The 22295-nt window shown below is 75.0% G+C and carries 21 protein-coding genes; 12 read left to right on the forward strand and 9 right to left on the reverse strand.

What is annotated here, in order from left to right; translation table 11 throughout:
- Nucleotides 1–16 precede the first annotated feature (16 nt).
- From BLU42_RS14735 to BLU42_RS14745, 3 genes are read left to right on the forward strand one after another with little or no spacing between them, the layout of a single operon-like run.
- Nucleotides 17–631 (forward strand): PadR family transcriptional regulator, encoded by a 615-nt coding sequence (locus tag BLU42_RS14735; protein ID WP_197680451.1) that lies wholly within the window; start codon nucleotides 17–19, stop codon nucleotides 629–631.
- Nucleotides 624–2156: an MFS transporter gene (locus tag BLU42_RS14740; protein ID WP_091075819.1), complete on the forward strand. Its 1533-nt coding sequence runs from the start codon at nucleotides 624–626 to the stop codon at nucleotides 2154–2156. The genes BLU42_RS14735 and BLU42_RS14740 overlap by 8 nt, the downstream gene beginning before the upstream one ends.
- Before the next feature lie 24 nt (nucleotides 2157–2180).
- The gene (locus BLU42_RS14745; protein ID WP_091075823.1) at nucleotides 2181–2534 is read left to right on the forward strand and encodes a VOC family protein; all 354 of its coding nucleotides are present in this window, start codon (nucleotides 2181–2183) and stop codon (nucleotides 2532–2534) included.
- A 7-nt stretch (nucleotides 2535–2541) separates the two neighbouring features.
- Here the strand turns inward: BLU42_RS14745 and mobA are convergent, their stop codons facing one another.
- Nucleotides 2542–3111: a molybdenum cofactor guanylyltransferase gene (mobA, locus tag BLU42_RS14750; RefSeq protein WP_157719984.1), complete on the reverse strand. Its 570-nt coding sequence runs from the start codon at nucleotides 3109–3111 to the stop codon at nucleotides 2542–2544.
- 5 nt (nucleotides 3112–3116) lie between these two features.
- Complete coding sequence (locus BLU42_RS14755) at nucleotides 3117–4370, reverse strand: isochorismate synthase (RefSeq protein WP_197680452.1); 1254 nt, start codon at nucleotides 4368–4370, stop codon at nucleotides 3117–3119.
- Nucleotides 4371–4479: 109 nt separating this feature from the next.
- Here BLU42_RS14755 and BLU42_RS14760 point away from each other — a divergent pair, with 109 nt between their 5' ends.
- A complete protein-coding gene (locus BLU42_RS14760) occupies nucleotides 4480–5346 on the forward strand; it encodes a class II fructose-bisphosphate aldolase (RefSeq protein WP_091075835.1) in 867 nt (288 codons plus the stop codon).
- Nucleotides 5347–5397: 51 nt separating this feature from the next.
- Here the strand turns inward: BLU42_RS14760 and BLU42_RS14765 are convergent, their stop codons facing one another.
- Nucleotides 5398–7215 carry a DUF6297 family protein gene (locus BLU42_RS14765; protein ID WP_091075837.1) on the reverse strand — a complete coding sequence of 606 codons (1818 nt, stop codon included), beginning with the start codon at nucleotides 7213–7215 and terminating at the stop codon, nucleotides 5398–5400.
- Nucleotides 7212–7856, reverse strand: a complete 645-nt coding sequence (locus BLU42_RS14770; RefSeq protein WP_091075841.1) for an ABC transporter ATP-binding protein — start codon at nucleotides 7854–7856, stop codon at nucleotides 7212–7214. Before BLU42_RS14770 ends, BLU42_RS14765 begins: the two co-directional genes overlap by 4 nt.
- A gap of 133 nt (nucleotides 7857–7989) precedes the next feature.
- Between BLU42_RS14770 and sigK the strand changes: the two genes are divergently transcribed.
- The 4 genes from sigK (at nucleotide 7990) to BLU42_RS14790 (ending at nucleotide 12140) form a co-directional block, all read left to right on the forward strand.
- A complete protein-coding gene (sigK, locus tag BLU42_RS14775) occupies nucleotides 7990–8694 on the forward strand; it encodes an ECF RNA polymerase sigma factor SigK (protein WP_231918176.1) in 705 nt (234 codons plus the stop codon).
- The gene (locus tag BLU42_RS14780; RefSeq protein ID WP_091080630.1) at nucleotides 8691–9518 is read left to right on the forward strand and encodes an anti-sigma factor; all 828 of its coding nucleotides are present in this window, start codon (nucleotides 8691–8693) and stop codon (nucleotides 9516–9518) included. Before sigK ends, BLU42_RS14780 begins: the two co-directional genes overlap by 4 nt.
- A gap of 67 nt (nucleotides 9519–9585) precedes the next feature.
- Nucleotides 9586–10311 (forward strand): demethylmenaquinone methyltransferase, encoded by a 726-nt coding sequence (locus BLU42_RS14785; RefSeq protein ID WP_091075845.1) that lies wholly within the window; start codon nucleotides 9586–9588, stop codon nucleotides 10309–10311.
- A gap of 23 nt (nucleotides 10312–10334) precedes the next feature.
- A complete protein-coding gene (locus BLU42_RS14790) occupies nucleotides 10335–12140 on the forward strand; it encodes a TM0106 family RecB-like putative nuclease (RefSeq protein ID WP_157719985.1) in 1806 nt (601 codons plus the stop codon).
- A 49-nt stretch (nucleotides 12141–12189) separates the two neighbouring features.
- Here the strand turns inward: BLU42_RS14790 and menD are convergent, their stop codons facing one another.
- Complete coding sequence (gene menD / locus BLU42_RS14795; RefSeq protein WP_091075851.1) at nucleotides 12190–13821, reverse strand: 2-succinyl-5-enolpyruvyl-6-hydroxy-3-cyclohexene-1-carboxylic-acid synthase; 1632 nt, start codon at nucleotides 13819–13821, stop codon at nucleotides 12190–12192.
- Nucleotides 13814–14842, reverse strand: a complete 1029-nt coding sequence (locus tag BLU42_RS14800) for an o-succinylbenzoate synthase (RefSeq protein WP_172825803.1) — start codon at nucleotides 14840–14842, stop codon at nucleotides 13814–13816. Before BLU42_RS14800 ends, menD begins: the two co-directional genes overlap by 8 nt.
- A 21-nt stretch (nucleotides 14843–14863) precedes the next feature.
- On the opposite strand from BLU42_RS14800, the gene BLU42_RS14805 reads away from it, so the two are divergent.
- The 4 genes from BLU42_RS14805 (at nucleotide 14864) to BLU42_RS14820 (ending at nucleotide 19700) form a co-directional block, all read left to right on the forward strand.
- Nucleotides 14864–16051 (forward strand): AMP-binding protein, encoded by a 1188-nt coding sequence (locus tag BLU42_RS14805; RefSeq protein WP_231918177.1) that lies wholly within the window; start codon nucleotides 14864–14866, stop codon nucleotides 16049–16051.
- Entirely contained in the window at nucleotides 16048–16953 is a 906-nt protein-coding gene (locus BLU42_RS14810; RefSeq protein ID WP_091075856.1) for a 1,4-dihydroxy-2-naphthoate polyprenyltransferase, read from the forward strand. Before BLU42_RS14805 ends, BLU42_RS14810 begins: the two co-directional genes overlap by 4 nt.
- A 428-nt stretch (nucleotides 16954–17381) precedes the next feature.
- Nucleotides 17382–18950, forward strand: coding sequence for a glycosyltransferase family 2 protein (locus BLU42_RS14815; RefSeq protein ID WP_197680453.1), 1569 nt, complete (start codon nucleotides 17382–17384; stop codon nucleotides 18948–18950).
- Between the two features lie 126 nt (nucleotides 18951–19076).
- A complete protein-coding gene (locus tag BLU42_RS14820; protein WP_091075860.1) occupies nucleotides 19077–19700 on the forward strand; it encodes a hypothetical protein in 624 nt (207 codons plus the stop codon).
- A gap of 37 nt (nucleotides 19701–19737) precedes the next feature.
- Here the strand turns inward: BLU42_RS14820 and cds1 are convergent, their stop codons facing one another.
- From cds1 to BLU42_RS14835, 3 genes are all read right to left on the reverse strand, one after another.
- On the reverse strand, nucleotides 19738–20829 hold the full coding sequence (gene cds1 / locus BLU42_RS14825) for an L-cysteine desulfhydrase Cds1 (RefSeq protein WP_091075863.1): 1092 nt from the start codon (nucleotides 20827–20829) through the stop codon (nucleotides 19738–19740).
- On the reverse strand, nucleotides 20819–21778 hold the full coding sequence (locus BLU42_RS14830) for an RNase H family protein (RefSeq protein WP_091075867.1): 960 nt from the start codon (nucleotides 21776–21778) through the stop codon (nucleotides 20819–20821). The genes cds1 and BLU42_RS14830 overlap by 11 nt, the downstream gene beginning before the upstream one ends.
- Before the next feature lie 202 nt (nucleotides 21779–21980).
- Entirely contained in the window at nucleotides 21981–22256 is a 276-nt protein-coding gene (locus tag BLU42_RS14835; RefSeq protein WP_091075870.1) for a GlsB/YeaQ/YmgE family stress response membrane protein, read from the reverse strand.
- Between the last annotated feature and the right edge of the window lie 39 nt (nucleotides 22257–22295).

Below are 22295 nucleotides of genomic sequence, written 5' to 3' on the forward strand. Positions count from 1 at the left end.
ATGCGAGAGTAGTCGCGTGTCCTCGATCCGGCTCTACATCCTCGACGCGCTCGCGCGCCGCGGTGAGATGCACGGTCACCAGCTGCGGTTGCTGGCCGAGCAGGAGCACGTGCACCTCTGGACCGACTTCTCCGTCGGTGCGCTCTACGGAGCGCTCAAGCGGCTCGCCGCGGAGGGCCTGCTGGCTGAGGTCCGCACCGAGCGCGAGGGCGGCTACCCCGAGCGGCAGGTGTACGGCATAACCGACGCCGGCCGCACCGTGCTCGACGGGCTGCACCGCGAGCACCTCGAGCACGTCGCCTTCAAGCCCGACCCGTTCGACCTCGCGCTCAGCCGGCCGGACCCGACCCGGCTCGACGAGCTGCCCGACGCCCTCGCCGCGCGGCTGGCCGCGCTGCGCCGGCTGCTCGAGGACACCGAGCGGCAGAACGCCCACGCCCGCCCCTACCTCTCCCTCGGCGAGACCCACGCCCTCCTGCACCGTGAGCACCGGCTGCGCGCCGAGCTCGCGTGGCACGAGGCGCTCGCCGAGGCCCTGCCCGACGTCATCGCCGACGAGCGCACCCGGGCGCTGACGCCCGAGCCGCTGCCCACCGCTGCACCCGCTCACCCGAAGGACCCGCATGACTGAGCAGACCGCCGCCCGCGCGGCCACCACCCTCGCGGGCGGCCCGCCGCCCGCCACCGTCCCTCCCGAGGCCTGGCGCGCCCTGGTCGTGCTCCTCGCGGGCATGTTCATCGCCCTGCTGGACACCACGATCGTCAACGTCGCGCTGCCCACCATCCGCACCAGCCTCGACGCGTCGGAGTCGACGCTGTCGTGGATCATCTCCGGCTACGCGCTCGCCTTCGGCCTGGCGCTGATCCCCGCCGGCCGCATCGGCGACCGCTTCGGCCACAAGTGGGTGTTCTTCACCGGCATCGCGCTGTTCACGCTCGCCAGCGCCGCGTGCGGGCTGGCGCAATCCGACACCCAGCTCGTCGTCTTCCGGGTCGTCCAGGGCCTCGCCGGCGGCATCTTCGTGCCGGCCGTCACCGCGTACATCCAGCTGCTCTTCCCGGGCCGGGCCCGCGGCAAGGCGTTCGCGGTGATGGGCGCCGTCATCGGCGTCTCCTCCGCCCTCGGCCCGATCGTCGGCGGCCTGATCATCCAGGCCTTCGGCGAGACCAGCGGCTGGCGCCTCGTCTTCGGCGTCAACCTCCCGATCGGCGTCGCGACGCTGATCGCCGCCGCCCTGCTCCTGCCGGCCCAGCGCGAGCGCGCCGGCCGCGCCGGGATCGACTTCGTCGGGCTGCTGCTGCTGACCGCCGGGCTGGTCGCGGTGCTCGTCCCCCTCATCGAGGGCCAGGACAAGGGCTGGCCGGCCTGGACCTACGTCACCCTCGCCGCCGGCGTGGTCGTGCTCGTGGTCTTCGCCCTGTGGGAGATCGTCCACACCCGTCGCGGCGCCAGCCCCCTCGTGCCGCCGCACCTGTTCAGCCACGCCTCCTTCACCGGTGGCGTCGTGCTGGCGCTGGTCTACTTCGCGGCCTTCACCAGCATCTTCTTCACCCTCTCGATCCTGTGGCAGACCGGCCTGGGCCACACCGCGCTCGAGTCCGGGGTCGTCTCGATCCCCTTCGCGATCGGCAGCATCATCGCCTCGTCGCAGAGCAACCGGCTCGCGCAGCGACTGGGCCGTACGGTCCTCGTCATCGGCACCGCGCTGGTCACCGTCGGCCTGGTCTGGGTGTGGCTGCTGCTGCGCTCGGCCGACCCCGCCACGCTGACGCACTGGGACCTGCTGCTGCCGCTGTTCATCGCCGGCCTCGGTAACGGGGCCTTCATCGCCCCGAACGCGCAGTTCATCATCGCCACGGTCGACCGGGCCGAGGCCGGCGCCGCGAGCGGCGTCGTCTCCACCGTCCAGCGGGTCGGCAGCGCCGTGGGCATCGCGATCATCGGCAGCGTGCTCTTCGGCTCGCTGGAGATCACCGGTCCGGACACCGTCGCGTCGGGGTTCACCCGCGCGGCGGGTGACGCCATGGCCGTCAGCGCAGCGTTCAGCGTCGTGGCCCTGCTGCTCGTCTTCGTGCTCCCGAAGCGGACCGGTGGACCGGCCGCGCCGGCCCCCCGGCGGGCGGCCGACCCCGAGGTGGCCCAGACGACCGCCTGAGGCGGTGCTGGCAGCCTGGTGCCCGTGGAACGGGTGCTGGGCGTCGGCGGCTACTTCCTGCGTGCGCAGGACCCCGAGCGGCTGCGGGCCTGGTACCGCGACGCCCTCGGGATCGAGGACGGCGACGACGGGCTGTGGCCGGCTGCGGCCGGCCCGCTCGTCTTCGCCACCTTCGAGGCCGGCACGGACTACCTCGGCTCCCCCGACCAGCGCACCATGCTGAACCTGCGGGTCGCCGACCTCGACGCCATGCTCGCCCAGCTGCGGTCGCTCGGCGCCGAGGTCGACGCCGGGACGCAGGAGCTGGACGGGGTCGGCCGGTTCGGCTGGGTGCGGGACCCGGAGGGCAACCGGGTCGAGCTCTGGCAGCCCGCCTGACCCGGGCCTAGGCGGTCCACTGGTCCCGGACCGCGCCGAGGTCCTCGGGACGGTCCACGTCGCGCAGCGCCGACGGACCAACCTCCACCCGGACCGGGTCTAGCGGCGCGAGCAGGCGACGTGGGGACAGCCCGGCGCCGTCCCCGGCCGCCGCGAGGAACCGGGCGGCCCCGCCCCGGGTGCACGCCAGCTGCAGGGGGAACACCTGGCCGTCGTCACCGACGGCCACCGCGAGGTCGTGGTCGGCGAGCGCGGCGAGCAGGAGGCCGGTCCCGCCGCCGGCGCCCGGCGCGTCACCGGGCAGCGTCGTGACCTGCTCCGCCCCGGCGTCGAGCGCGGCGCGCAGCCCCGTCACCAGGCCCGCGGCCGGTCCGCCGCCCGGGGGGTCCTCACGGACGAAGTCGACCGAGCGCCCGACCGGGCGCTCCGGGCCGACCACGACGACGGGCAGGCCGTCGGGGACCGAGGACAAGGTGGCGTCGAGCAGCGTGCGGCCGTCCAGGTCGGCGGCGAGCTTGTCGCTGCCGAAGCGGCGCGAGGCCCCGCCGGCGAGGACGACGACCCAGGTGCCGGGCACGGCGCTCAGCGGGTCGTGGTCAGCGCGCCGATCATCGGCGCGAGCTTGGCCTGCGCCTCGGCCCACTCGGCCTCCGGGTCGGAGCCGGCGACGATGCCGCAGCCGGCGAAGAGCCGGATCCGGCGGGGGTCGGTCTCGTCGAGGATCCCGCAGCGCAGGGCGATGCCCCACTCCCCCGCCCCGCTCGCGTCGGTCCAGCCCACCGGGCCGGCGTAGCGCTCGCGGTCCAGGTGCTCGAGCGCGGCGATGAGGTCGCGCGCCGTGCCGGTCGGGGTCCCGCAGACGGCGGCGCTCGGGTGCAGCGCGGCGGCCAGGCCCAGCGCGGTGACCCCCGGCTCGACGGCGGCGGTCACGTCGCTGGCCAGGTGCAGGACGTTGGGGAGCTCGAGGACGTACGGGTTCTCGGGCACGTTCAGCGCCGAGCAGAAGGGCGCCAGCGCCGCGGCGACCGAGGCGACCGCGTACTCGTGCTCCTCCAGGTCCTTGCTGCTGCGCGACAGCGCCGCGGCGAGGGCGAGGTCCACCTGGTCGTCGCCGGTGCGCTGGATCGTGCCGGCGAGCACGCGGGAGGTCGCGAGCCCGGCCTCGAGGCGCACGAGCATCTCCGGCGTCGAGCCCACGAGGCCGTCGACGAGGTAGGTCCAGCAGCGGGGGTAGGTCTCGCCGAGGCGGCCCACCAGCCAGCGCGGGTCGAGGCGCGACTCGGCCGTGGCGACGAGGTCGCGGGCGAGCACCACCTTGTCGAGGTCCCCGGCGGCGATCGTGCCGACCGCCCGGGAGACCGCGGCGCGCCACTGGTCCGACGTCAGCGAACCCCCCTCGAAGCGCACGCCGCGCGGTGCGGGCGGAACCGGCCCCGCGCACGGGGCGGGCCGCTGCTCGCCGGCCTCGAGGCCGATCTCGGTGAGCCAGGCCCGGCCGCCCCGGCGGCCGAGCACGGTGCGCGGCACGACCAGGCCCGAGGAGGCCGAGGTGTTGTCGGGGTCGAAGACGAAGCTGCCGAAGGCCACGAGGCCGCTGCCCGGGAGGGCGACGTCGAGGTCGGAGACCTCGTCGCTCGAGGCGACGAGCGTGGTCCACCACTCCTCGGCCTCGGCGGGAGAGGTGGCCTTGTGCCGCACGACCTCGCCCCAGGCGACCATGCCGTCGCCGCCGCGGACCCAGGCCAGCGCGTCGGTCTCCGGGAGCAGCGCGACGAGTGGTCCGGGATCGGGCACCGCCACCGTGCGCACCCGCAGGCGCGGGGCGGTCGGGGTCACTTCACCGAGCACGGGATGCTCACGCACCCAGGGTAGTGCTCCCCCTAGGCTGGCGAGCCGTGATCAATCCCACGGGCCCGCACACCTCCCGCCGCATCCGGACGAGCCGATGACCCTGGTCAGCACGGCCACCCTGCTCCAGGACGCGTACGCGCGGGGCACGGGCGTCGCCGCCCTCAACGTCATCACCCTCGAGCAGGCCGAGGGCACCGTCCTCGGGGCCGAGCAGGCCGGGCTGCCGGTGATCCTGCAGGTCAGCGAGAACGCCGCCAAGTTCCACCTCGACGACCCGGGCCCGCTGGCCGCGGCGCTCGCGGTGCTGGCGCGCACGAGCCAGGTCGACGTGTCGCTGCACCTCGACCACGTCACCCGGACCACCCTGCTGCACCGGGCGGCGGAGTGCGGGTTCAGCTCGGTGATGTTCGACGCCGGCCCCCTGCCGTACGAGGAGAACGTCGCGACCACGCGCGAGGCCGCATGGTGGGGCCACGAGCACGGCCTGCTCGTCGAGGCCGAGCTCGGCTACGTCGGCGGCAAGGCGAGCCAGGTCGAGTCGGCCCACGGCGACGGCGTTCGCACCGACCCCGACCAGGCGCGCGAGTACGTCGCCGAGACCGGCGTGGACGCGCTGGCGGTGGCGGTGGGCAGCAAGCACGCCATGACCACGGCCGAGGCCGAGCTCGACCTCGACCTGGTCGCCCGGCTCCGGGAGGCGGTCTCCGTGCCGCTGGTGCTGCACGGCTCCTCCGGCGTCCCCCAGCCGACGATCGCCGCGGCGATCCGGGCGGGCATCACCAAGGTCAACATCGGCACGATCACGACGATCGCCTTCACCCGCCCGATCCGGCAGAAGCTCGCCGACCTGCCCGCGCTCAACGACCCGCGCCAGTACCTGGAGCCGGCACGCACGTCGGTCAGCGCGGTCGTCGCCGAGATGGTGGCGACGGTGGGGCTGGCGGGTACGCAGCGCTCCTGAGCGCCGTGCGCGGTGGGCCGTCCGCCCGGGCGGACAGCCTGACCGCGGGCCTCAGCGCTTGCGCTGGCGCGCCATCGCGGCCTGCGACTCGCGCTCGCGCTTCTGCAGGTCCATCTGCCGCTGCGCCTCCTTCTGCTTGGCCTGCATCGACTCCGCGTCGAAGGAGTTGAAGAGCACGATCGCGGTGATCGCCTCGATGGCCAGCGACCACAGGGGGGAGAACCCGAGCAGCATCGGCGCCGTGGCCAGCAGGCAGACGTCGAAGCCGCGGAAGAGGTTCGTGACGAGACCGGGCGGCAGGGCGCCGGCCTGGGTCGAGACCATCGGCTTGCTGAAGTCGACGCCCTTGGCCTGGGTCCAGCGGATCGCCGCCAGCAGGCCCGCCGCGGCGGTGGCCACGGCCATCAGCGAGGCCTCGCCGAAGGTCCGTCCCGCCGCACCGCCGGCCACCCCGGCGAACGCCGGCCCGACGGCCACGGCCCAGACGGCGGCCAGGATGGCCGGCGCGGTGACGACCGCTAGCTTGATCTGCGCCATGGAGAAGGGCAGGCAGCGCGCGAGCCCGCCGGTGCGGGTCAGGACGCGGAGCCCGTTGAGCATCGGCACCGTCGCGCCGAAGAGCGCGAGCGCGCCGAACACCGGCGTCACCGCGCTCAGGCCGAGGGCCTCGGACGCGTACGGGACGACGATCGTGCCCGCCCAGGCGACGAGCGGCTGCGGGAAGCGGCGCAGGCGCTGCCACTCCCGCCAGGTCAGGGCCTGCAGGCCCTCGCCGTGGCCCCGCCTGGGCGTCACGTGCCCGACCTCCATCGTGCGGCGCTGCACGACGATGTCGCGCGCCAGCCCGATGTCGAGGGCGAAGAAGGCGCCGGAGATGCCCTTGACCAGCGACCCGCCGCTGACCAGCCGCGTACGGCGGATCGACGAGAGCCGGGAGGCGGCCAGGACGGTCCCGCCGAGCAGGAGGACGACGGCGAGCCCGGCGACGACGGCGCCGATCTCGGTGCCGAGCGTCGTGGACAGGCGCAGCGTGAACCAGTCGGCGGCGACACCCACCACGCCGAGCAGCGCGACGACGCCGAGGAGGCCGAAGACGAAGGAGGCCGCCCGGCTGAGGCGGTGGCGCTCCCGGCCCTGCTGGGCGGCGGACGCCGCGACCGCGGCGGAGGCCGACAGCCCGGTCGCGACGGCCCACACGGCCGACTCGGGCCCGCCCGAGCCGGTCAGCAGGGAGATCAGGCCGCCGATCACCGCGCCCCCGACGAGCGCGCCGACCAGCGCCGCGACGAGGCGCGAGCGCAGCAGCTTGGACCGCGAGACCGGCGCGTCGAGCAACCAGAAGCCCTCGGCCGCGGAGGCCAGGACCGGGCCGAAGAGCCGGGCGACCGCGAGCGCGGTCGCGACGGCGGCCAGCACCGCGGCCCAGGGCAGCAGCGCCCGGGCCGACAGGCAGGAGGCGCTCGAGCAGTCGGCGACGACGCGCTGGGCCTTGATGATGACGTTGACGGTCATCGCGCCGAGCATCAGCGCGGCGATGACCGCGACGTACGCGTCGCTGAGCGCCTGCCCCAGGTTGCGGGTGGCGCGGCCGCGGCGCCAGTCCTTCATCAGGCCGCGCAGCTCCCGAGGCGAGGCCGCGGGGAGCGCCGGGGAGGGCGTCGGCTCGACGTCGGGGCCGTCGTCGGAGTCGTCGGGGGGACGGACGTCCTCCCGGGCCTCGAGACGGTGCTCCTCCGCCGGGGCGGCGTGCAGGCCGGTCGACGGCTGCTCGACGACCTCGTCCGTCGTCGCGTAGACCGGCGTCCCGGTTTCGCCCCGGGGACCGACCTCGAACCCGCGGGTGGCCTGCTGCCCCCTGCGCCGGCTCATCCGCGCGGCGCCCCGAGCGTGACGACGCGGGTCGCCACGCTCTCGACCAGGGTCGGCTCGTGGCTGGCGAAGACGATGGCCAGGCCCTGCTGGCGCTCGGCCTGCAGGCGGCGCGACAGCCAGCCGACGCCCTCGACGTCGAGGCGCTGCTCGGGCTCGTCGAGGATCAGCAGCCGCCGCGGGCGCACGAAGGCCGTCGCCAGCGCGAGGCGGCGTCGCTGCCCGGAGGACAGCGTGCCGGGCAGCTGGCCCGACTGCGGCACCAGCTGCACCTCCTCGAGGACCTCGTCGACCTGGGCGTCGGGGTCGGTGATCCCGTGCGCGCGGGCCAGGAGGTCGAGGTGCTCGACCACCGACAGGTCGGGGAAGAAGTCGAGGTCGTCGATCACGGTCGCCACGTCGCGGCGCACCTGCGGGTTGGTCTCCGACATCGGGTTGCCGCAGACCTCGATGGTGCCGTCGTCGGGCCGGTCGGCCCCGACCAGGCAGCGCAGCAGCGTCGACTTGCCGGCGCCGTTGCGGCCCGTCAGCGCGATCGCCTCGCCGGCGCGCACCTCGAGGTTGAACTTCTCGAAGATGGTGTTGGGGCCGAAGGCACGGCGCAGCCCGGACACCTTGAGCACGGTCGCGCGTTTCGCCACCGGAGAAGTGTGCCTCAGCGCCGGCCACGACCGGTCTCGCCGGCGGGACCAAACCTTCTGCCCGAGGCTTCCGAACCCTGTGCTGACGGCCGTCCGGCTCGTCGTCCCCAGCCCGAGGTCGGGAGGTCTCCGCGTGTCCGCACTCCTGCTCGCGCCGCCGCTGCGGCCGCTGGGCGTGAGCAGCAGGTACCGTCGCCGGATGAACGTCCAGGTCGTGCCCGACGAGCCGGAGCCCTCCGGCCTGTCCGCGGACGCCCTGACCGAGCAGCACCGCGTGGAGCGTGCCCGCGAGGCCGCCCAGCTGTCGGCCCTGATGCTCGAGGTCGCGACCGGCGACCAGGACGCCTTCGCCCGTCTCTACGACGCCACCTCCGCACGGACGTACGCCGTCGTCTGGCGGGTGCTGCGCTCCAGCGACCACGCGGCCGAGGTGACCCAGGAGGTCTACACCGAGGTGTGGCGCCAGGCGGCGCGCTTCGACCCCGCCAAGGGATCGGTGAACGGCTGGATCACCACCATGGCCCACCGCCGGGCGATCGACCGCGTGCGGTCGGTCAGCAGCGAGGTCGCCCGCGACGAGCACTACGCCGTCAGCGAGGCCGGCCGCGAGGTCGACCAGGTCTGGGAGGGCGTCTCCCAGCAGCTCGACGCCGAGCGCGTCCGCAAGGGCCTGGCCGCGCTCACCCCGATCCAGCGCGAGGCGCTCACCCTCGCCTACTACGGCGGCTTCAGCCAGAGCCAGGTCGCCGAACGGCTCAAGCTCCCCCTGGGCACCGTGAAGACGCGCATCCGCGACGGTCTTGCCAACCTGCGCACCGTGCTGGGGGTGGAGGCATGAGCGGGCTGCACGACGACGCGGCGGCGTACGCGCTCGACGCGCTGGACGCCGCCGAGCTGGAGAGGTTCGAGGAGCACCTGGCCACGTGCGAGGCCTGCCGTCAGGAGGTCGCCGCGCTGCAGGACGTCGTGTCCGGCCTGGCGATGGCCGAGCCGGCACCCCTGCCGCCGTCCTCGCTCCGCGCCTCCGTGCTCGGAGCCGTCGCCGGCGTCGAGCAGCTCCCGCCCCTCGAGGAGCGGTCCGCACCGGCACCGACCCTGACCCCCGTCCCGGCTGCGCCTGCCGCTCCCGTGGTGGCCGCCGCGCCCGACCCGGTCGTCGACGAGCTCGCCCTGCGCCGGGCCAGCCGACGCACCCGCCTGCTGTCCGTGGCCGTCGCCGCGGTCACGGTGGTCGCGCTCGCCCTCGGCGGCACCGTCTGGGGCCTCGTGCGCCAGCAGCAGGACCAGCCGCCCGTGGCCGGTCCGGCGCCGACCGTGACGGTCCCGCAGGTCGACCCGTCCCTCCTCGCGGCCCCGGACGCACGGATCTACAACGTTAGGCTGAGCGGGACCGACGCCTCCTTCGTGGTCTCCAAGAGCCTGAACCGGGCCGCCTTCGTCAGCACGAACCTCCCGGCCCCGCCCGCCGGGGACGTTTACCACCTGTGGCTCGTGAACGGGGTCACGCCCGCGCCCGACAACACCTTCGCGGCCAGCGGGCAGACGGCTCAGTCGTTCTCCGGACCGGTGGCGTCTGCGGACGGCCTGGCGATCAACCTCGAGCCGGCGGGCACCTCACCGCAGCTCCCGACGACGCCCGTCCTCGGGATCGCCACCTTCTGAGCGTCCGACCTCCGGGCCCGGACGCGGGCGTGCGTTTCTGTCGGTGGGCCGTGGAAGAGTTCTGCCCATGGTCGACGACGTAGACGCACCCAGAGGCCGGGCCGGAGCCCGGGCGACCCTGGCCAAGCGCCGGGCCGACGTCGCGGTCATGTTCGACCACGTGGCAGCGCGCTACGACCTCGCCAACGACGTGCTCTCGCTCGGCCAGGACCGGGCCTGGCGCCGGGCCGTGCTCGAGGCCGTGGGCGCACGGGCCGGCGAGCGCGTGCTCGACCTCGCCGCCGGCACGGGCACCTCGAGCGAACCCTTCGCCGCCGCCGGCGCCACCGTCGTCCCCACCGACCTGTCGCTGGGCATGCTCACCGTCGGCAAGCAGCGACGGCCCTCGCTGTCCTTCGTCGCCGCCGACGCGCTGCAGCTGCCGTACGCGGACGCGTCCTTCGACGCGGTCACCATCTCCTTCGGCCTGCGCAACGTCGAGGACACCCACGCCGCCCTGAGCGAGATGCGGCGCGTGACCCGGCCCGGCGGCCGGCTGGTCGTGTGCGAGTTCTCCTCACCGACCTGGGCACCCTTCCGCGTCGTCTACACCGAGTACCTGATGGCCGCGCTCCCCCGGATCGCCCGTGCGGTCTCGTCCAACCCGGTCGCGTACACCTACCTCGCCGAGTCGATCCGCGCCTGGCCCGACCAGGAGCAGCTGGCGGGGCGGATCAGCGCCGCCGGGTGGCGCGACGTCGCCTGGCGCAACCTCTCGGGCGGGGTCGTCGCCCTCCACCGGGCCGTGCGGTGACCGCGTACGCGGAGCCGTCCCCGGTGACGACGGAGCCGGCCGACGAGGCGGTGGCCGGCACCGTCGCGGAGCCGGCCGTGACGAGGGGCGGGCCGCTGCTGCTCGACGCCCGCGCGGCGCGCAGCTGCCCGGTGAAGACGCAGCGCCGCTTCGACGGGACGAGCGTGCTCCCGCCGGCCCAGCCGCAGGCGTTCGACGACCCCCTCGCGCTGCGCGCCGAGGCCGGGCGCCGGCACCGCCAGGTCGTGCTCGAGGAGCTCATCGACCGCTGCCGCGGCCGGGTCGTCGACCTGCGGCTGCTGGCCGCCGACGGGTCCGACGTCCAGGTGGCGGCGACGCGACGCGCGCTGGCCGACGGCGTCGACGTGGTCGTCGGCGGCGTGCTCCCGCCCGACCACGACGGGCACCGCACCGGCACGCCCGACCTGCTCGTCCGGGGCGCCGACGGCCCGCAGGGCCCGACCTACCACCCGGCGCTCGTCGTCTGGCACCACGTGCTGGCGCTCCAGACCCCGCGCACCGGCCAGGACCCCGTCGAGGAGGGCGCGCCCGGGCTGGCCTGGACCTCCTTCGAGGAGCCGGCGCCGGTCGAACCCCGCCGCCGGCGCGACGCGGCCCTCCGGCTGCGCTCCGAGGAGCGCGACCTGCGCGAGCTCGCCCACCACCACCGGCTGCTCGAGGCGGCGGGCTTCGGCGGTGGCCCGGCGTGGGGCGGCCTGGTGGGCACCGACGTGCCGACCGGGACGGGACGGGCGCTGGTGTGGGCCGACCTGGCCGAGCCGCTGCTGCGGACGTACGACGCCGAGGTCGCCGGCGGCTACCGGCTCGAGACCGTGCTCGAGCGCTACGACGGCGCCTTCGCGCGGCGGCTGGCGGTGGCGCAGGCCGCCCGGCGCGGGGAGCCGCTGCTGGCCCCGGTCGTGGTCCGCGAGTGCGCGACCTGCCGCTGGTGGCCCGTCTGCCGCGCCGAGCTCGACGACGACGACGTGAGCGTGCGCATCGACCGGGGCGCGCTCGACCGCCTCGAGGTCGAGGCGCTGCGCGGGCTCGACGCCGGCACCGTGACGGCGCTGGCGCACGCCGACACCGACGCGCTGCTCGAGCGCTACCTGCCCCTCGTGCCGCACCGCAGCCACGCCGAGTCCCGGCTCCGCACGGCCGTGCGCCGGGCCCGCCTCCTCGAGGGCGGCGTGCCCTTCGTGCGCGAGACGTCGGGCCCGATCGAGGTCCGCGCCGGCTCGCTCGAGGTCGACCTCGACATCGAGAGCTCGGCCGACGGCCGGGTCTACCTCTGGGGCTTCTGGGTGGAGCGTCCGGACCGGCCGGACGAGGGCTCCTACCGCGCGTTCGCCGCGTTCCGCGACCTCGACTCGGAGGCCGAGACCGCGCTCGCGGTCGAGGCGTTCACCTGGCTCCGCGCTCTCGTCGAGGGCGAGCAGGAGGCCGGCTCCGGTCCGGGCGTCGCGGTCTACCACTACAGCGGCTACGAGCCGAGCACGATTGACGCGCTCGCCCGGCGCTCCGGGCACCCCGTGCTCGCGTGGGCGTCGGCGTACGCGCGGGAGGGCTTCGTCGACCTGCTCGACGTGGTCAAGGAGCACTGGTTCGGGGTGAGCGGCCTGGGGCTCAAGCTGGTCGCGACGCACGCCGGCTTCGCCTGGCGCGACGAGGACCCGGGCGGCCTCAACTCCCAGCGCTGGTTCGCCGACGCCGTGCACGCGCCCGAGCCGGAGGCCCGGGCGGCCGCCGAGGCGCGCGTGCTCGCCTACAACGAGGACGACGTCCTGGCCACGCGGCATGTGCGGGCCTGGCTGCGCGCCGCGGGCTGACGCCCGAGCGGCCTGCCCCGGGCGGGCCACGACGACGGCGAGAGCGGGCTCAGACCCGGGTGCCGAGCGCCCTGACCGCCTCGTCGAGGGCGCGCCGGTCGGTCCGGCCGAGCGCGACCTCCAGCAGCTCGACGCCGCGCGGCGGCCGGCCGAGCGCGTCGTCGAGGGCGTCCAGGTCGTCGACCCGCCGGTACGCGGCGCCGGCGGCCGCGGCGAAGCCCGCGAAGCGCACCCCCTGCGGGGTCCCGAAGACCCGCTCGAACGCCGCCTCGTGCTCGGGCCCGCCCTGCTCGAGGGTGGAGAAGATGCTGCCGCCGTCGTCGTTCACCACGACCAGGCGCAGGTCGGGACGCACCTCGAGGGCACCGACGACCAGGGCGTTCGCGTCGTGGAGCAGCGACAGGTCGCCGAGCAGGGCGGTCACCGGACCGCCCGAGCCCCGGGCGAGACCCAGGGCCGTCGACACCAGCCCGTCGATCCCGGCGAGGCCGCGGTTGGCGTGCACGGCGGGCGGGCGGGCGGCGACGGGCGCGAGGTCGAGGTCGCGGACCGGGTTCGACGAGCCGACGAGCAGGACGTCGTCCTCGCCCAGCGCGGCCAGGACGTGCCGCGCCACCTCGGCCCCCGTCAGCGCCGGCCAGCCGTCGAGCAGCTGGTCCAGCCGTCCCCGCGTCCGCGACTCGGCGTCCTGCCACCGCGCGAACCACGCCCGCTCGGCCGGTCCTGGTGCGGGCAGCGCCACGTCGTCGACGACCGTCGTCGCCGCGCGACCCGGGTCGGGCCAGTCGGCGTACGGGGTGGTCACGACGAGCTCGACGTCGGCGCGGGAGAGCAGCTGCTGCACCGGGCGCGAGAGCGTCGGGTGGCCGACCACGACCACCCGCTCGACGTCCGGGGCGAGCGCGGTGAGCAGCAGCCGGTAGGTGCTGAGCGCGGCCGGTCCGGAGCGGGCGTTGCTCGAGGGCTCGGCCAGCAGCGGCACGGACGCCACGGCGGCGCGGTCCGCCCAGACGCGCCCGAGCGCGGGCGGGGCGTCGCCGGCGACGACGACCGTCCGCCGTCCCGGGGCCAGCGCGAGCGGTTCCGCGGCGGGGGCCGGCCGGACCTCGGGCAGCCGGACCTCCGGCAGCGGCCGCGCGAGCGCGGCCGGGTCGGGCACGAGCGGGTCGACGAGCTCGACGTCGAGGTGGACGGGTCCGGGCAGCCGGCTGCGGACGCCGGTCGCGGCGGCCAGCAGCCGCGCCACCTCGAAGGACGCGTCCCGGGGCTCGGCGAGCGTGGCCGCGGCACGGACGTGGCCGGCGAAGAGGTCCTGCTGGTGCGTCGTCTGGTTGGCGCCGGTCCAGCGCAGCGCCGCCGGGCGGTCCGCGCTCACCACGACGAGCGGCACGTGGGCGTGCCAGGCCTCGAGGACGGCCGGGTGCAGGTTCGCGACGGCGGTGCCGGACGTGGTCACGACGGCCACGGGCCGCCCGGTCGCCTTGGCCAGGCCGAGCGCGAGGAACCCGGCGCCGCGCTCGTCGACCCGGACGTGCAGCCGGAGCGTTCCGTCACGGTCGGCCGCCCAGAGCACGAGGGCCAGGGGCGCGCTGCGCGACCCGGGGGCCAGGACGACGTCGCGCACCCCGGCCTGCCGCAGCGCGGCGACGACGATGGCGGCCAGCGCGCCCGCGTCAGCCACGCCCGCTCCCGGCGGCCTCGTCCAGCGCACGCGTCCGCGCCAGCCTCTCCGACCACGACGCCTCGTCCGCCGTCGCCATCCGGTGCTGCGCGAGCCGTCCCTCGTCGACCTCGACCGCCCGGACGGGCAGGGCCCCGTCGGCCGGGACGAGCGGGTCGATGACGACGTCACCGTCGAGCAGGGAGGTCGTCGCGAGGCCGCAGGCGTACGGCAGCGCGGACAGGGCGGCGGCGAGGGCGACGCCGGCGGCGAGACCGACGGAGGTCTCCACCGCGCTCGACACGACGACGGGCAGGCCGATCCGCTCGGCCACCTCGAGCGCGGCGTGGACCCCACCCAGGGGCGCGACCTTGAGCACGGCGACGTCGGCGGCGTCGAGGGCGACGACGCGGTAGGGGTCGTCGGCGCGGCGGATCGACTCGTCGGCGGCGACGGGCACGGGCGCACCGGCCCGCGCCAGCCGGACCCGGAGCGCGGCCAGGTCCTCGACGGCCCAGCAGGGCTGCTCGACGTACTCGAGCCCGTAGCGGTCGAGGGCCCGGACGGCGGCCTCGGCGGCGTCGAGCTCCCAGCCGCCGTTGGCGTCGACGCGCAGGTGGCCGTCCGGGCCGAGCGCGTCGCGCACCGCCTCGCAGCGGGCGAGGTCGTCGGCGAGCGCCTGGCCCCGCTCGGCGACCTTGACCTTCGCCGTGCGGCACCCCCAGCCGGAGACGGCACGGGAGACGATCGCGTGGGCCTGCTCCGGGCCGACGGCCGGCACCGTGCAGTTCACGGGGACGGCGTCGCGGACCGGCGCCGGCCAGCCGCGGTCGGCCGCCTCATCGGCTGCGCGCAGCCACGGCACGAGCTCGGCGCCGGAGTAGTCGAGGAACGGGCTCCACTCCGCCCAGCCGGCCGCGCCGCGCCAGAGCAGGCCCTCGCGCCGGGTCAGCCCCCGGAACCGCACGGGCATCGCCAGGGCGTAGCCGCGCACCTCAGCCCGCCGCTGCCCACCGCCCGTCACGCCGCGAGTCTCCCCCATGACCCCACCTAGGCTGACGAGGTGACCTCCGGCAGCGCCCCCTCGCGGCTGCGCGGGGTCGACGAGAGCGGGCTGGTCGCCGCGCTGGCCAGCGCCCTCGAGGGCGGTCCGCCGGTGGCCCCGCTCCCCCACGACGCGGTCGAGCGGGCCCGCGCCGTCTCCGCCCTGCACCTCGACGGGTCCGGCGAGGCGTCGGCCGACCCGCTCGACGAGGAGGCCGCGGTCGTCGTGCTCAGCTCGGGCTCGACCGCCGAGCCCAAGGGCGTCGTGCTGTCCGCCGCCGCCCTGCGCGCCGGGGCCGAGGCGACCCACGCCCGGCTCGGCGGGCCCGGGCACTGGCTGCTGCCCCTGCCGCCCCACCACGTGGCCGGGCTGATGGTGCTCGCGCGCGCGCACCTGGCCGGCACGTCGGTGCTGCCCCTCGCCCGCGACCTCGCCGACCTGCCCGACGCCGCGCTTACGCAGGGGCGGCGCTACCTCTCCCTCGTCCCGACGCAGCTCGTCCGGGCCATGGCCCAGCCCCGCCTGGTCGACGCGCTCGCCGGGCTCGACGCGGTGCTGGTCGGCGGCGGCGCGACGGACCCGGGGCTGCTGCGCCGGGCGCGCGACGCGGGCGTCAGCTGCGTGACCACGTACGGGATGAGCGAGACGTGCGGGGGCTGCGTCTACGACGGCGTGCCCCTCGACGGCGTGGACGTGCGGCTCGAGCAGGACGGCGGGCGGATCAGCATCGCCGGGCCCGTCCTCTTCTCCGGCTACCGCGGGCGGCCCGACCTGACCGCCGAGGCCGTCGTGGACGGCCGCCTGCGCTCCGCCGACCGCGGCCGCTGGGTCGACGGACCCGACGGCACGCGGCGCCTCGAGGTCCTCGGGCGCACCGACGACGTGGTCGTCAGCGGCGGCCACAACGTCGACCTCGGCGCGGTCGAGGCGCGGGCGCACGCCTGGCCGGGGCGCGGCACCGCCGAGCTCGCCGTCGTCGGGGTCCCGGACCCGGACTGGGGCACCGCGGTCGTGGCGGTGACCGACGACCCGGGCCTCACCCTCACCGCCCTGCAGGGCTGGGTGCGCGACGCGCTCCCGGCCTACGCCGCCCCCCGCCGGCTGGCCGTCCGGGTGCCGCTGCCCCGTACGCCGAGCGGCAAGGTCGACCGCCGCCGGCTGCAGACCGAGCTGGCCGGCCCGAGCACCGAGAAGGAGCCGACATGAGCGCACCCGTCGAGGGCGCCGCACCGCGGGCCACCCCCGCCCAGTGGGTCGAGGGCGCTCGCCCCCGCACGCTGCCGGCGGCGGTCAGCCCCGTCGTCGCCGCGACCGGCGTCGCCGCGTACACCGGCGGGGCCGACCTCCCGGTCGCGCTGCTCGCCCTGCTGGTCAGCCTCGCGCTGCAGGTCGGCGTGAACTTCGCCAACGACTACTCCGACGGGATCCGCGGCACCGACGCGGTCCGGGTGGGCCCGCTGCGCCTCGTCGGGAGCGGCCTCGCCCGGCCGGCCACCGTGCGCGCGGCGGCGTTCGCCTGCTTCGCGCTCGCCGGCGTCGCGGGGCTCGCCCTGGTCGTGCTCACCGGCCACTGGTGGCTCCTCGCCGTCGGCGTCGCCTGTGTGCTCGCGGCCTGGTACTACACCGGTGGGCGGCGCCCGTACGGCTACGCGGGCCTCGGCGAGGTTTTCGTCTTCGTCTTCTTCGGCCTGGTCGCGGTGTGCGGCACCGGCTACGTCCAGACCGGCCACGTCGACGCGGCGCTGCTGCTGACCGCCGTCTGGGTCGGCTGCCTGACCACCGCCGTCCTCGTGGCCAACAACCTCCGCGACCTCGCCGGCGACGCCGCCGTGGGCAAGCGAACCCTCGCCACGCGGCTGGGCGACCGCGGCACCCGGCTCTTCTACGTCGGCCTGGTCGTCGTCGCGGCCCTGGCGCTGGTCGGCGTCGCGGCGCTGACCACCGCCTGGGTGCTGCTGGCGCTGCTGGCGCTGCTCCTGCTGGCCGGCCCGGTCCGCGCCGTGCTCGGCGGTGCGCGCGGTCGCGACCTCATCGCGGTGCTCAAGGCGACGGGCCTGGCCGGCCTGGCCGCGTCCCTCGTCAGCGCCCTCGCCCTCGTCCTCGCCTGACCCGTCCGGCACGCCCGACCATCCGACGGTCCTGCTTCCTGAACCGACCCTGGGCACGTCCGCAGCCGCACCGCCGGGCCCTACGCCGCAGCCAGCGGTCAGCGCCACCGCGAGACCCGGGTGGCCCACGGGGACGGACCCCTCGACCGGTCGCGCACACCGGACCGGGCGTCATCCGCACGCTGGCTGGGGTCCAGGAGCCGGGGCGTCAGCCGCCTCCGGGACCCGACACCGGTGTCAGAGGTGGCGTTGACGACTTCCTGCGGTACCTCAAGGAACTCTCAGGAGCCTCAGGACGGTTGAGCCGTCGAGAGTCGATGCTGAGGAAGACCTGGTTGTCTCTCGCAGCTCTCTGAGTAGGACCTGAAGGTTGAAACCTGAACCTTGTTGATGTCAGCACACGGCTGGCGGACACGAGGAGAACCCCGATGAGCATCAACTTCGACCTCCCGCAGGGCGGCGCCGACGCCGAGCACACCGCCGCGCACGCCGCCGAGCGCACCGTCGAGACCGTCGAGCTGGCCGACCTCGCGGAGGTGACGCCCGTCGCCACGGCTGCTGCCGCCGACGAGCAGGAGCAGGCCACCGGCGGCTCCCTCTCGCGCTACCTGCACCAGCACCTGGCCGACATCGAGGCGCTGCCCACCTACCGGCCCAGGATCGGCGTGATCATCCCGGCGTACAACGAGGCCGAGTCCATCGAGGACGTGCTGCGCGGCCTGCTGGCCCAGACGCGGCTGCCCGACGAGATCCACGTGATCATCAACAACACCAAGGACAACTCCTTCGAGCTGGCCGCGGCCTTCGCCGGCCCGCACAAGGGCGCCAAGGTCAAGGGCCAGAAGCGCCAGCGCACCGAGGTCTTCGTCCACGACATCGGAGAGAACCCCGACAAGAAGGTCGGCGCGCTCAACTACGGCTTCAACCTCATCCAGGACGCCGAGTACCTGCTGGGCGTCGACGGCGACACCGTCCTCGCGCCGAACGCGGTCGAGAAGCTCGAGCAGGAGATCGTGTCCGACACCCGCATCGGCGGGATCTCGGCGATCTACTCGATCGACGACACCTTGATCAAGGGCCCGGTCGCCAAGCTCCTCATCGCCGGCCAGCGCACCCAGTTCGCCGCCTTCAACATGCAGAACATGCTCCGCGGCCGCAACATGGCGGTCCTCGGCGGCCAGTGCTCGATCTTCTCGATGAAGGCGCTCCGCGCGGTCATGGTCGAGAACCACCAGCAGACCCCGTGGGTCAACGACTCCGAGGTCGAGGACTCGCTCCTCAGCCTCCAGATCAAGTCGGCCGGCTACCTGACCAAGATCTCGGCGCAGGCCCGCGCCGACGTCGGCGGCATGACCACGGTCCGCTCGCTCGACGGCCAGCAGGTCAAGTGGAACTACGGCGCCATCGACCTGATGTGGCCGGGGCAGCGCGGCGACACCAAGGGCCAGCCCTTCCACCCGAACCTGCGGCTGCGCTGGGCCGAGAACTTCGGCATGGCGACCAACATCTTCACCCGCATCATGTTCGTGCTGCTGCTCGCCGCGTCGCTCAGCATCAACGCCTTCGTGTTCAGCCCCATCTGGCTGATCCCGCCGGTCGTCGCCATCCTGCTGAACGTCCGCATCGCCTTCTCGATGAAGAACCGCAACGCCCGCGACGTGCTCTTCGCGGCCACGGGTATCCCGGCGGAGATCTACATGTGGCTGCGCGCCGGGCACTTCGTGCGCGCCTGGGCCAAGTTCCTCTCCCGCGTCAAGGTCGACAACTGGGCCGAGCAGGCCAAGGCCGAGCGCGGCTCGGGCAAGGCGTACCTCACGCCCCTGATCGTCCTCGGCGTCTCCTTCCTCGTGCTCGGCTACACCTGGTTCCATCTGCCGATCCTGATCCAGACCTCGATCCTCTGGCTCGGCTGGCCCGTCCTCTACGTCGTGACGATCGCCCAGACGGTGGTCATGATCAGCAAGCTCTTCCGCCGGCAGCGCGGATACAAGGTCTGAGCCCTCCCCCTCGGCTCGGAAGCCGCTCCGCCTCGCCGGATCCAGGCCGGCGAGGCGTGAGCGGTGTTATCTTGCGGCTCTCGGACGATCCGACGGCCGTTCCACCTCCCCCGACAGGAACCCCCGATGAAGCTCCGTCGCGCTCTCTCCGCCGCCGCCGCGGTGTCCGCCCTGCTCGTCGCGGCCGGCTGCAGCACCCCGCCGTGGGAGGCCGCCCAGGTCAGCGCGAAGCCGTCGGCCGCCCCGACGCCCACCGTCGTGGCCACCCCGACCCCCACGCCGGTCAAGGCCCGGGTCAAGAACGACCTGAGCAAGGGCGTCGCCAAGCACACGCTCAACGCGGGCGCGATCGAGCTCAAGACCGTCTACTACTCGACGATGCCGATGGCCCAGTGGACGCCCGAGGAGGCGAGCAAGCCCCTGACGCTGTCGCTCACCGCCGGCTTCCCGGGCGGCTACAAGCAGGACATCTACCTCGCCGAGCTCGACGTGCGGATGGACGTCACCGGACCGGACGGGCCGCTCGCCGCCCCGGCGCCGATCGTCGACAGCGCGACGGTCTCGCCCGGCTACCTGATCAAGAAGCCCAACTCGTACGGCAACGTCTTCACCGTGCCGGAGCTCCCGGCCGGCGCGCAGTCGGTGACGCTGACCTTCACCTACCAGCTGCTGTCGCCGAACAAGCCGAAGTCGAAGGTCTACACCAAGCAGGTCGCCACCGACACGGTCACCGTCGCCATCGCCTCCTGACCCACGCAGCCGCGGGCCCGGTGACCGGGGCAGGAGGTCAGACGGGGTCGGACCACTCACCGGTGGCCAGGAAGTGCTCGAGCGTCCGCGTCGGCGGCGCGAGGTCCCAGCCGCGCGAGGCGACCCAGGCGTCGTCGTAGTAGCTGTTCGCGTAGCGGCGGCCGTCGTCGCACAGCAGGGTGACGACGCTGCCCCGCCGGCCCTCGGCCACGAGCTCGGCGACGAGCTGGCAGGCGCCCCAGAGGTTCGTCCCGGTCGAGCCGCCGACGACCCGGCCGAGGTGCCGTGTGCCCCAGCGCATCGCGGCGACCGACGCGGCGTCGGGCACCGCGACCATCCGGTCGACGACCTCGGGGACGAAGCTCGGCTCGACCCGGGGGCGGCCGATGCCCTCGATCCGCGAGCCGCGGGCCGTCACGTCGAGCTCCCCCGTGCGCCACGAGCGCTCGAACGCCGAGCCCTCCGGGTCGACCACGCACAGCGAGGCCGGCAGCTGGTTGAGCCGGAGGTAGCGCCCGATGGTGGCGCTGGTCCCGCCGGTCCCGGCACCGACCACGACCCACGCGGGCACCGGGTGCGGCTCGCGCCGGAGCTGGGCGAACATCGACTCCGCGATGTTGTTGTTGCCGCGCCAGTCGGTCGCCCGCTCGGCGTAGGTGAACTGGTCGAGGTAGTGCCCGCCGGTCTCGGCGGCGAGCCGCTCGGCCTCGGCGTAGATGGTGCCCGGGTCGTCGACGAGGTGGCAGCGCCCGCCGTAGAACTCGATGAGCTCGCACTTCTCGCGCACCGTGGTCGCCGGCATCACCGCGACGAAGGGCAGCCCGAGCAGTCGGGCGAAGTAGGCCTCGCTGACCGCCGTCGAGCCCGACGATGCCTCGACCAGCGTCGTGCCCTCCTCGATCCAGCCGTTGCACAGCCCGTAGAGCACGAGCGAGCGCGCGAGCCGGTGCTTGAGGCTGCCGGTCGGGTGCACCGACTCGTCCTTGACGTAGAGCGAGACGCCCCACTCCGGCGGCAGCGGGAAGACGTGCAGGTGGGTGTCGGCGCTGCGGTTGCTGTCGGCCTCCACCTGCGTCAGCGCCCAGTCGAGCCAGCGGCGGTCCTGGCGGCCCCCGGGGTCACCGCGCACGGCCGGCCTCCGGCGTGCCCTGGTGGAAGCGCTGGCGCCAGCGTCCGCCCGAGCGCACCCAGAGCGAGCTGCGCAGCACCGAGCGGTCACCCGTACGGCTGCGCCAGACCAGCAGCACCAGGTCGGCCGCGAGCCGGTCGACGCTCACGACCTCGAGCTCGACGTCGTCGAGCGGGGCGATCACGTCGAGCATCGCCTCGCGCGTCCAGAGCCGCCCCGACGCCCCGATCTCGGTCCAGGCCGGGTCCAGCAGCGCGTCGACGGCCCTGCGCTCGGAGCGGACCCGGTCGCTGAGCAGGGCGCGCTCGAGGGCGACCACCTCGTCGAGGTCGTCCCCGGTCGAGATCACGACCGCCGGGGCCGCGGCGGAGCTCCCCGCGGCCCGTGCGGGGGTGTCGCCGGAGACCGAGAACAGGTCGTCGTCGGCCGGCAGCGCCTCGGGCCCGGGGTCCGGCGCGGAGCCAGGAGCGCCGGCCGCGCCCTCGAAGCCCGGCCCGGGCTCGGGCTCGCGCCGCTCGCGGAACGCGGTGGAGGCGGCCACGGCCAGGCGGTCGGCGGCCTCGTTGAGCGGGTGGCCGGCGTGGCCCTTGACCCACTCGAAGCGCACGTCGGTGTTGACCCGGTCGTCCAGGGCCTGGTCGAGCGCCTTGACCAGCTCGACGTTCAGGACCGGCTTGCCGTCCTTCTTGCGCCAGCCCTTGCGCTTCCAGCCCTTCATCCACTGCGTGACGGTGTTGATCACGTAGAGGCTGTCGCAGTAGACGAGCAGGTCGTCGTCGAGGTGGGCCGTCTGGTGGAGCAGGTCGAGCACGGCCTTGAGCTCGCCCATGTTGTTGGTGCCCCGCGGCCAGCCGCCGCTCGCCCAGTGCTCGTCGTCGACGTACCAGGCCCAGCCCGCCGGTCCGGGGTTGCCCAGCGCCGATCCGTCCGCCGCCGCCGTGATCGTCACCGCGCGATCGTGCCACGTCGCGCGCACGCGGCCCGACCGTTCCTGCCCTCGCACGCCCCCTCGAGGACGCAGCAGGCGACCCCCACCCCCCGGTGAGAGCCGCCTGCGCGAACCGTCCTCGACGCTCCGGGCGCGTCCACGCCGCGCCGGCCCCTGCCTCACGACCCCCCACGGACCGTCGACCCAGGGGCGGAGGCACGTCTCAGACGGTCGTCCTGGTGCGCGACCGGCCCGTGAGCGCGGAGGCGATGACGACCAGCACGGCCGCGACCAGCACGGCGACGAGCCAGCGGGTCCAGTCGATGCCGGGGCTGCCGTTGCCGCCGAAGGCGACGTAGACGTACCAGCCGATGACCACACCGCCGATGCCGCACAGGATGGTCAGCCAGAGCGGGATGTTGTCCCGGTTGCCGGGGGCCACGAACTTGCCCAGCAGGCCGATGACGATGCCGGCCACGATGACGCCGATGATCTCCACGATGTTCCTCCTCGAGATCTGCCGTTGCGAGCGGCTCGG

The sequence above is a fragment of the Microlunatus sagamiharensis genome (assembly GCF_900105785.1).
Taxonomy (GTDB): Bacteria; Actinomycetota; Actinomycetes; order Propionibacteriales; family Propionibacteriaceae; genus Microlunatus; species Microlunatus sagamiharensis.

Bases quoted from the DNA above. Each gene is read 5' to 3' on its own strand.
- BLU42_RS14740 (WP_091075819.1), top strand. From the start codon at position 624: ATGACTGAGCAGACCGCCGCCCGCGCGGCCACCACCCTCGCGGGCGGC.
- BLU42_RS14760 (WP_091075835.1), top strand. From the start codon at position 4,480: ATGACCCTGGTCAGCACGGCCACCCTGCTCCAGGACGCGTACGCGCGG.
- BLU42_RS14765 (WP_091075837.1), bottom strand. From the start codon at position 7,215: ATGAGCCGGCGCAGGGGGCAGCAGGCCACCCGCGGGTTCGAGGTCGGT.
- BLU42_RS14780 (WP_091080630.1), top strand. From the start codon at position 8,691: ATGAGCGGGCTGCACGACGACGCGGCGGCGTACGCGCTCGACGCGCTG.
- BLU42_RS14785 (WP_091075845.1), top strand. From the start codon at position 9,586: ATGGTCGACGACGTAGACGCACCCAGAGGCCGGGCCGGAGCCCGGGCG.
- BLU42_RS14800 (WP_172825803.1), bottom strand. From the start codon at position 14,842: ATGGGGGAGACTCGCGGCGTGACGGGCGGTGGGCAGCGGCGGGCTGAG.
- BLU42_RS14810 (WP_091075856.1), top strand. From the start codon at position 16,048: ATGAGCGCACCCGTCGAGGGCGCCGCACCGCGGGCCACCCCCGCCCAG.
- BLU42_RS14815 (WP_197680453.1), top strand. From the start codon at position 17,382: ATGAGCATCAACTTCGACCTCCCGCAGGGCGGCGCCGACGCCGAGCAC.
- BLU42_RS14820 (WP_091075860.1), top strand. From the start codon at position 19,077: ATGAAGCTCCGTCGCGCTCTCTCCGCCGCCGCCGCGGTGTCCGCCCTG.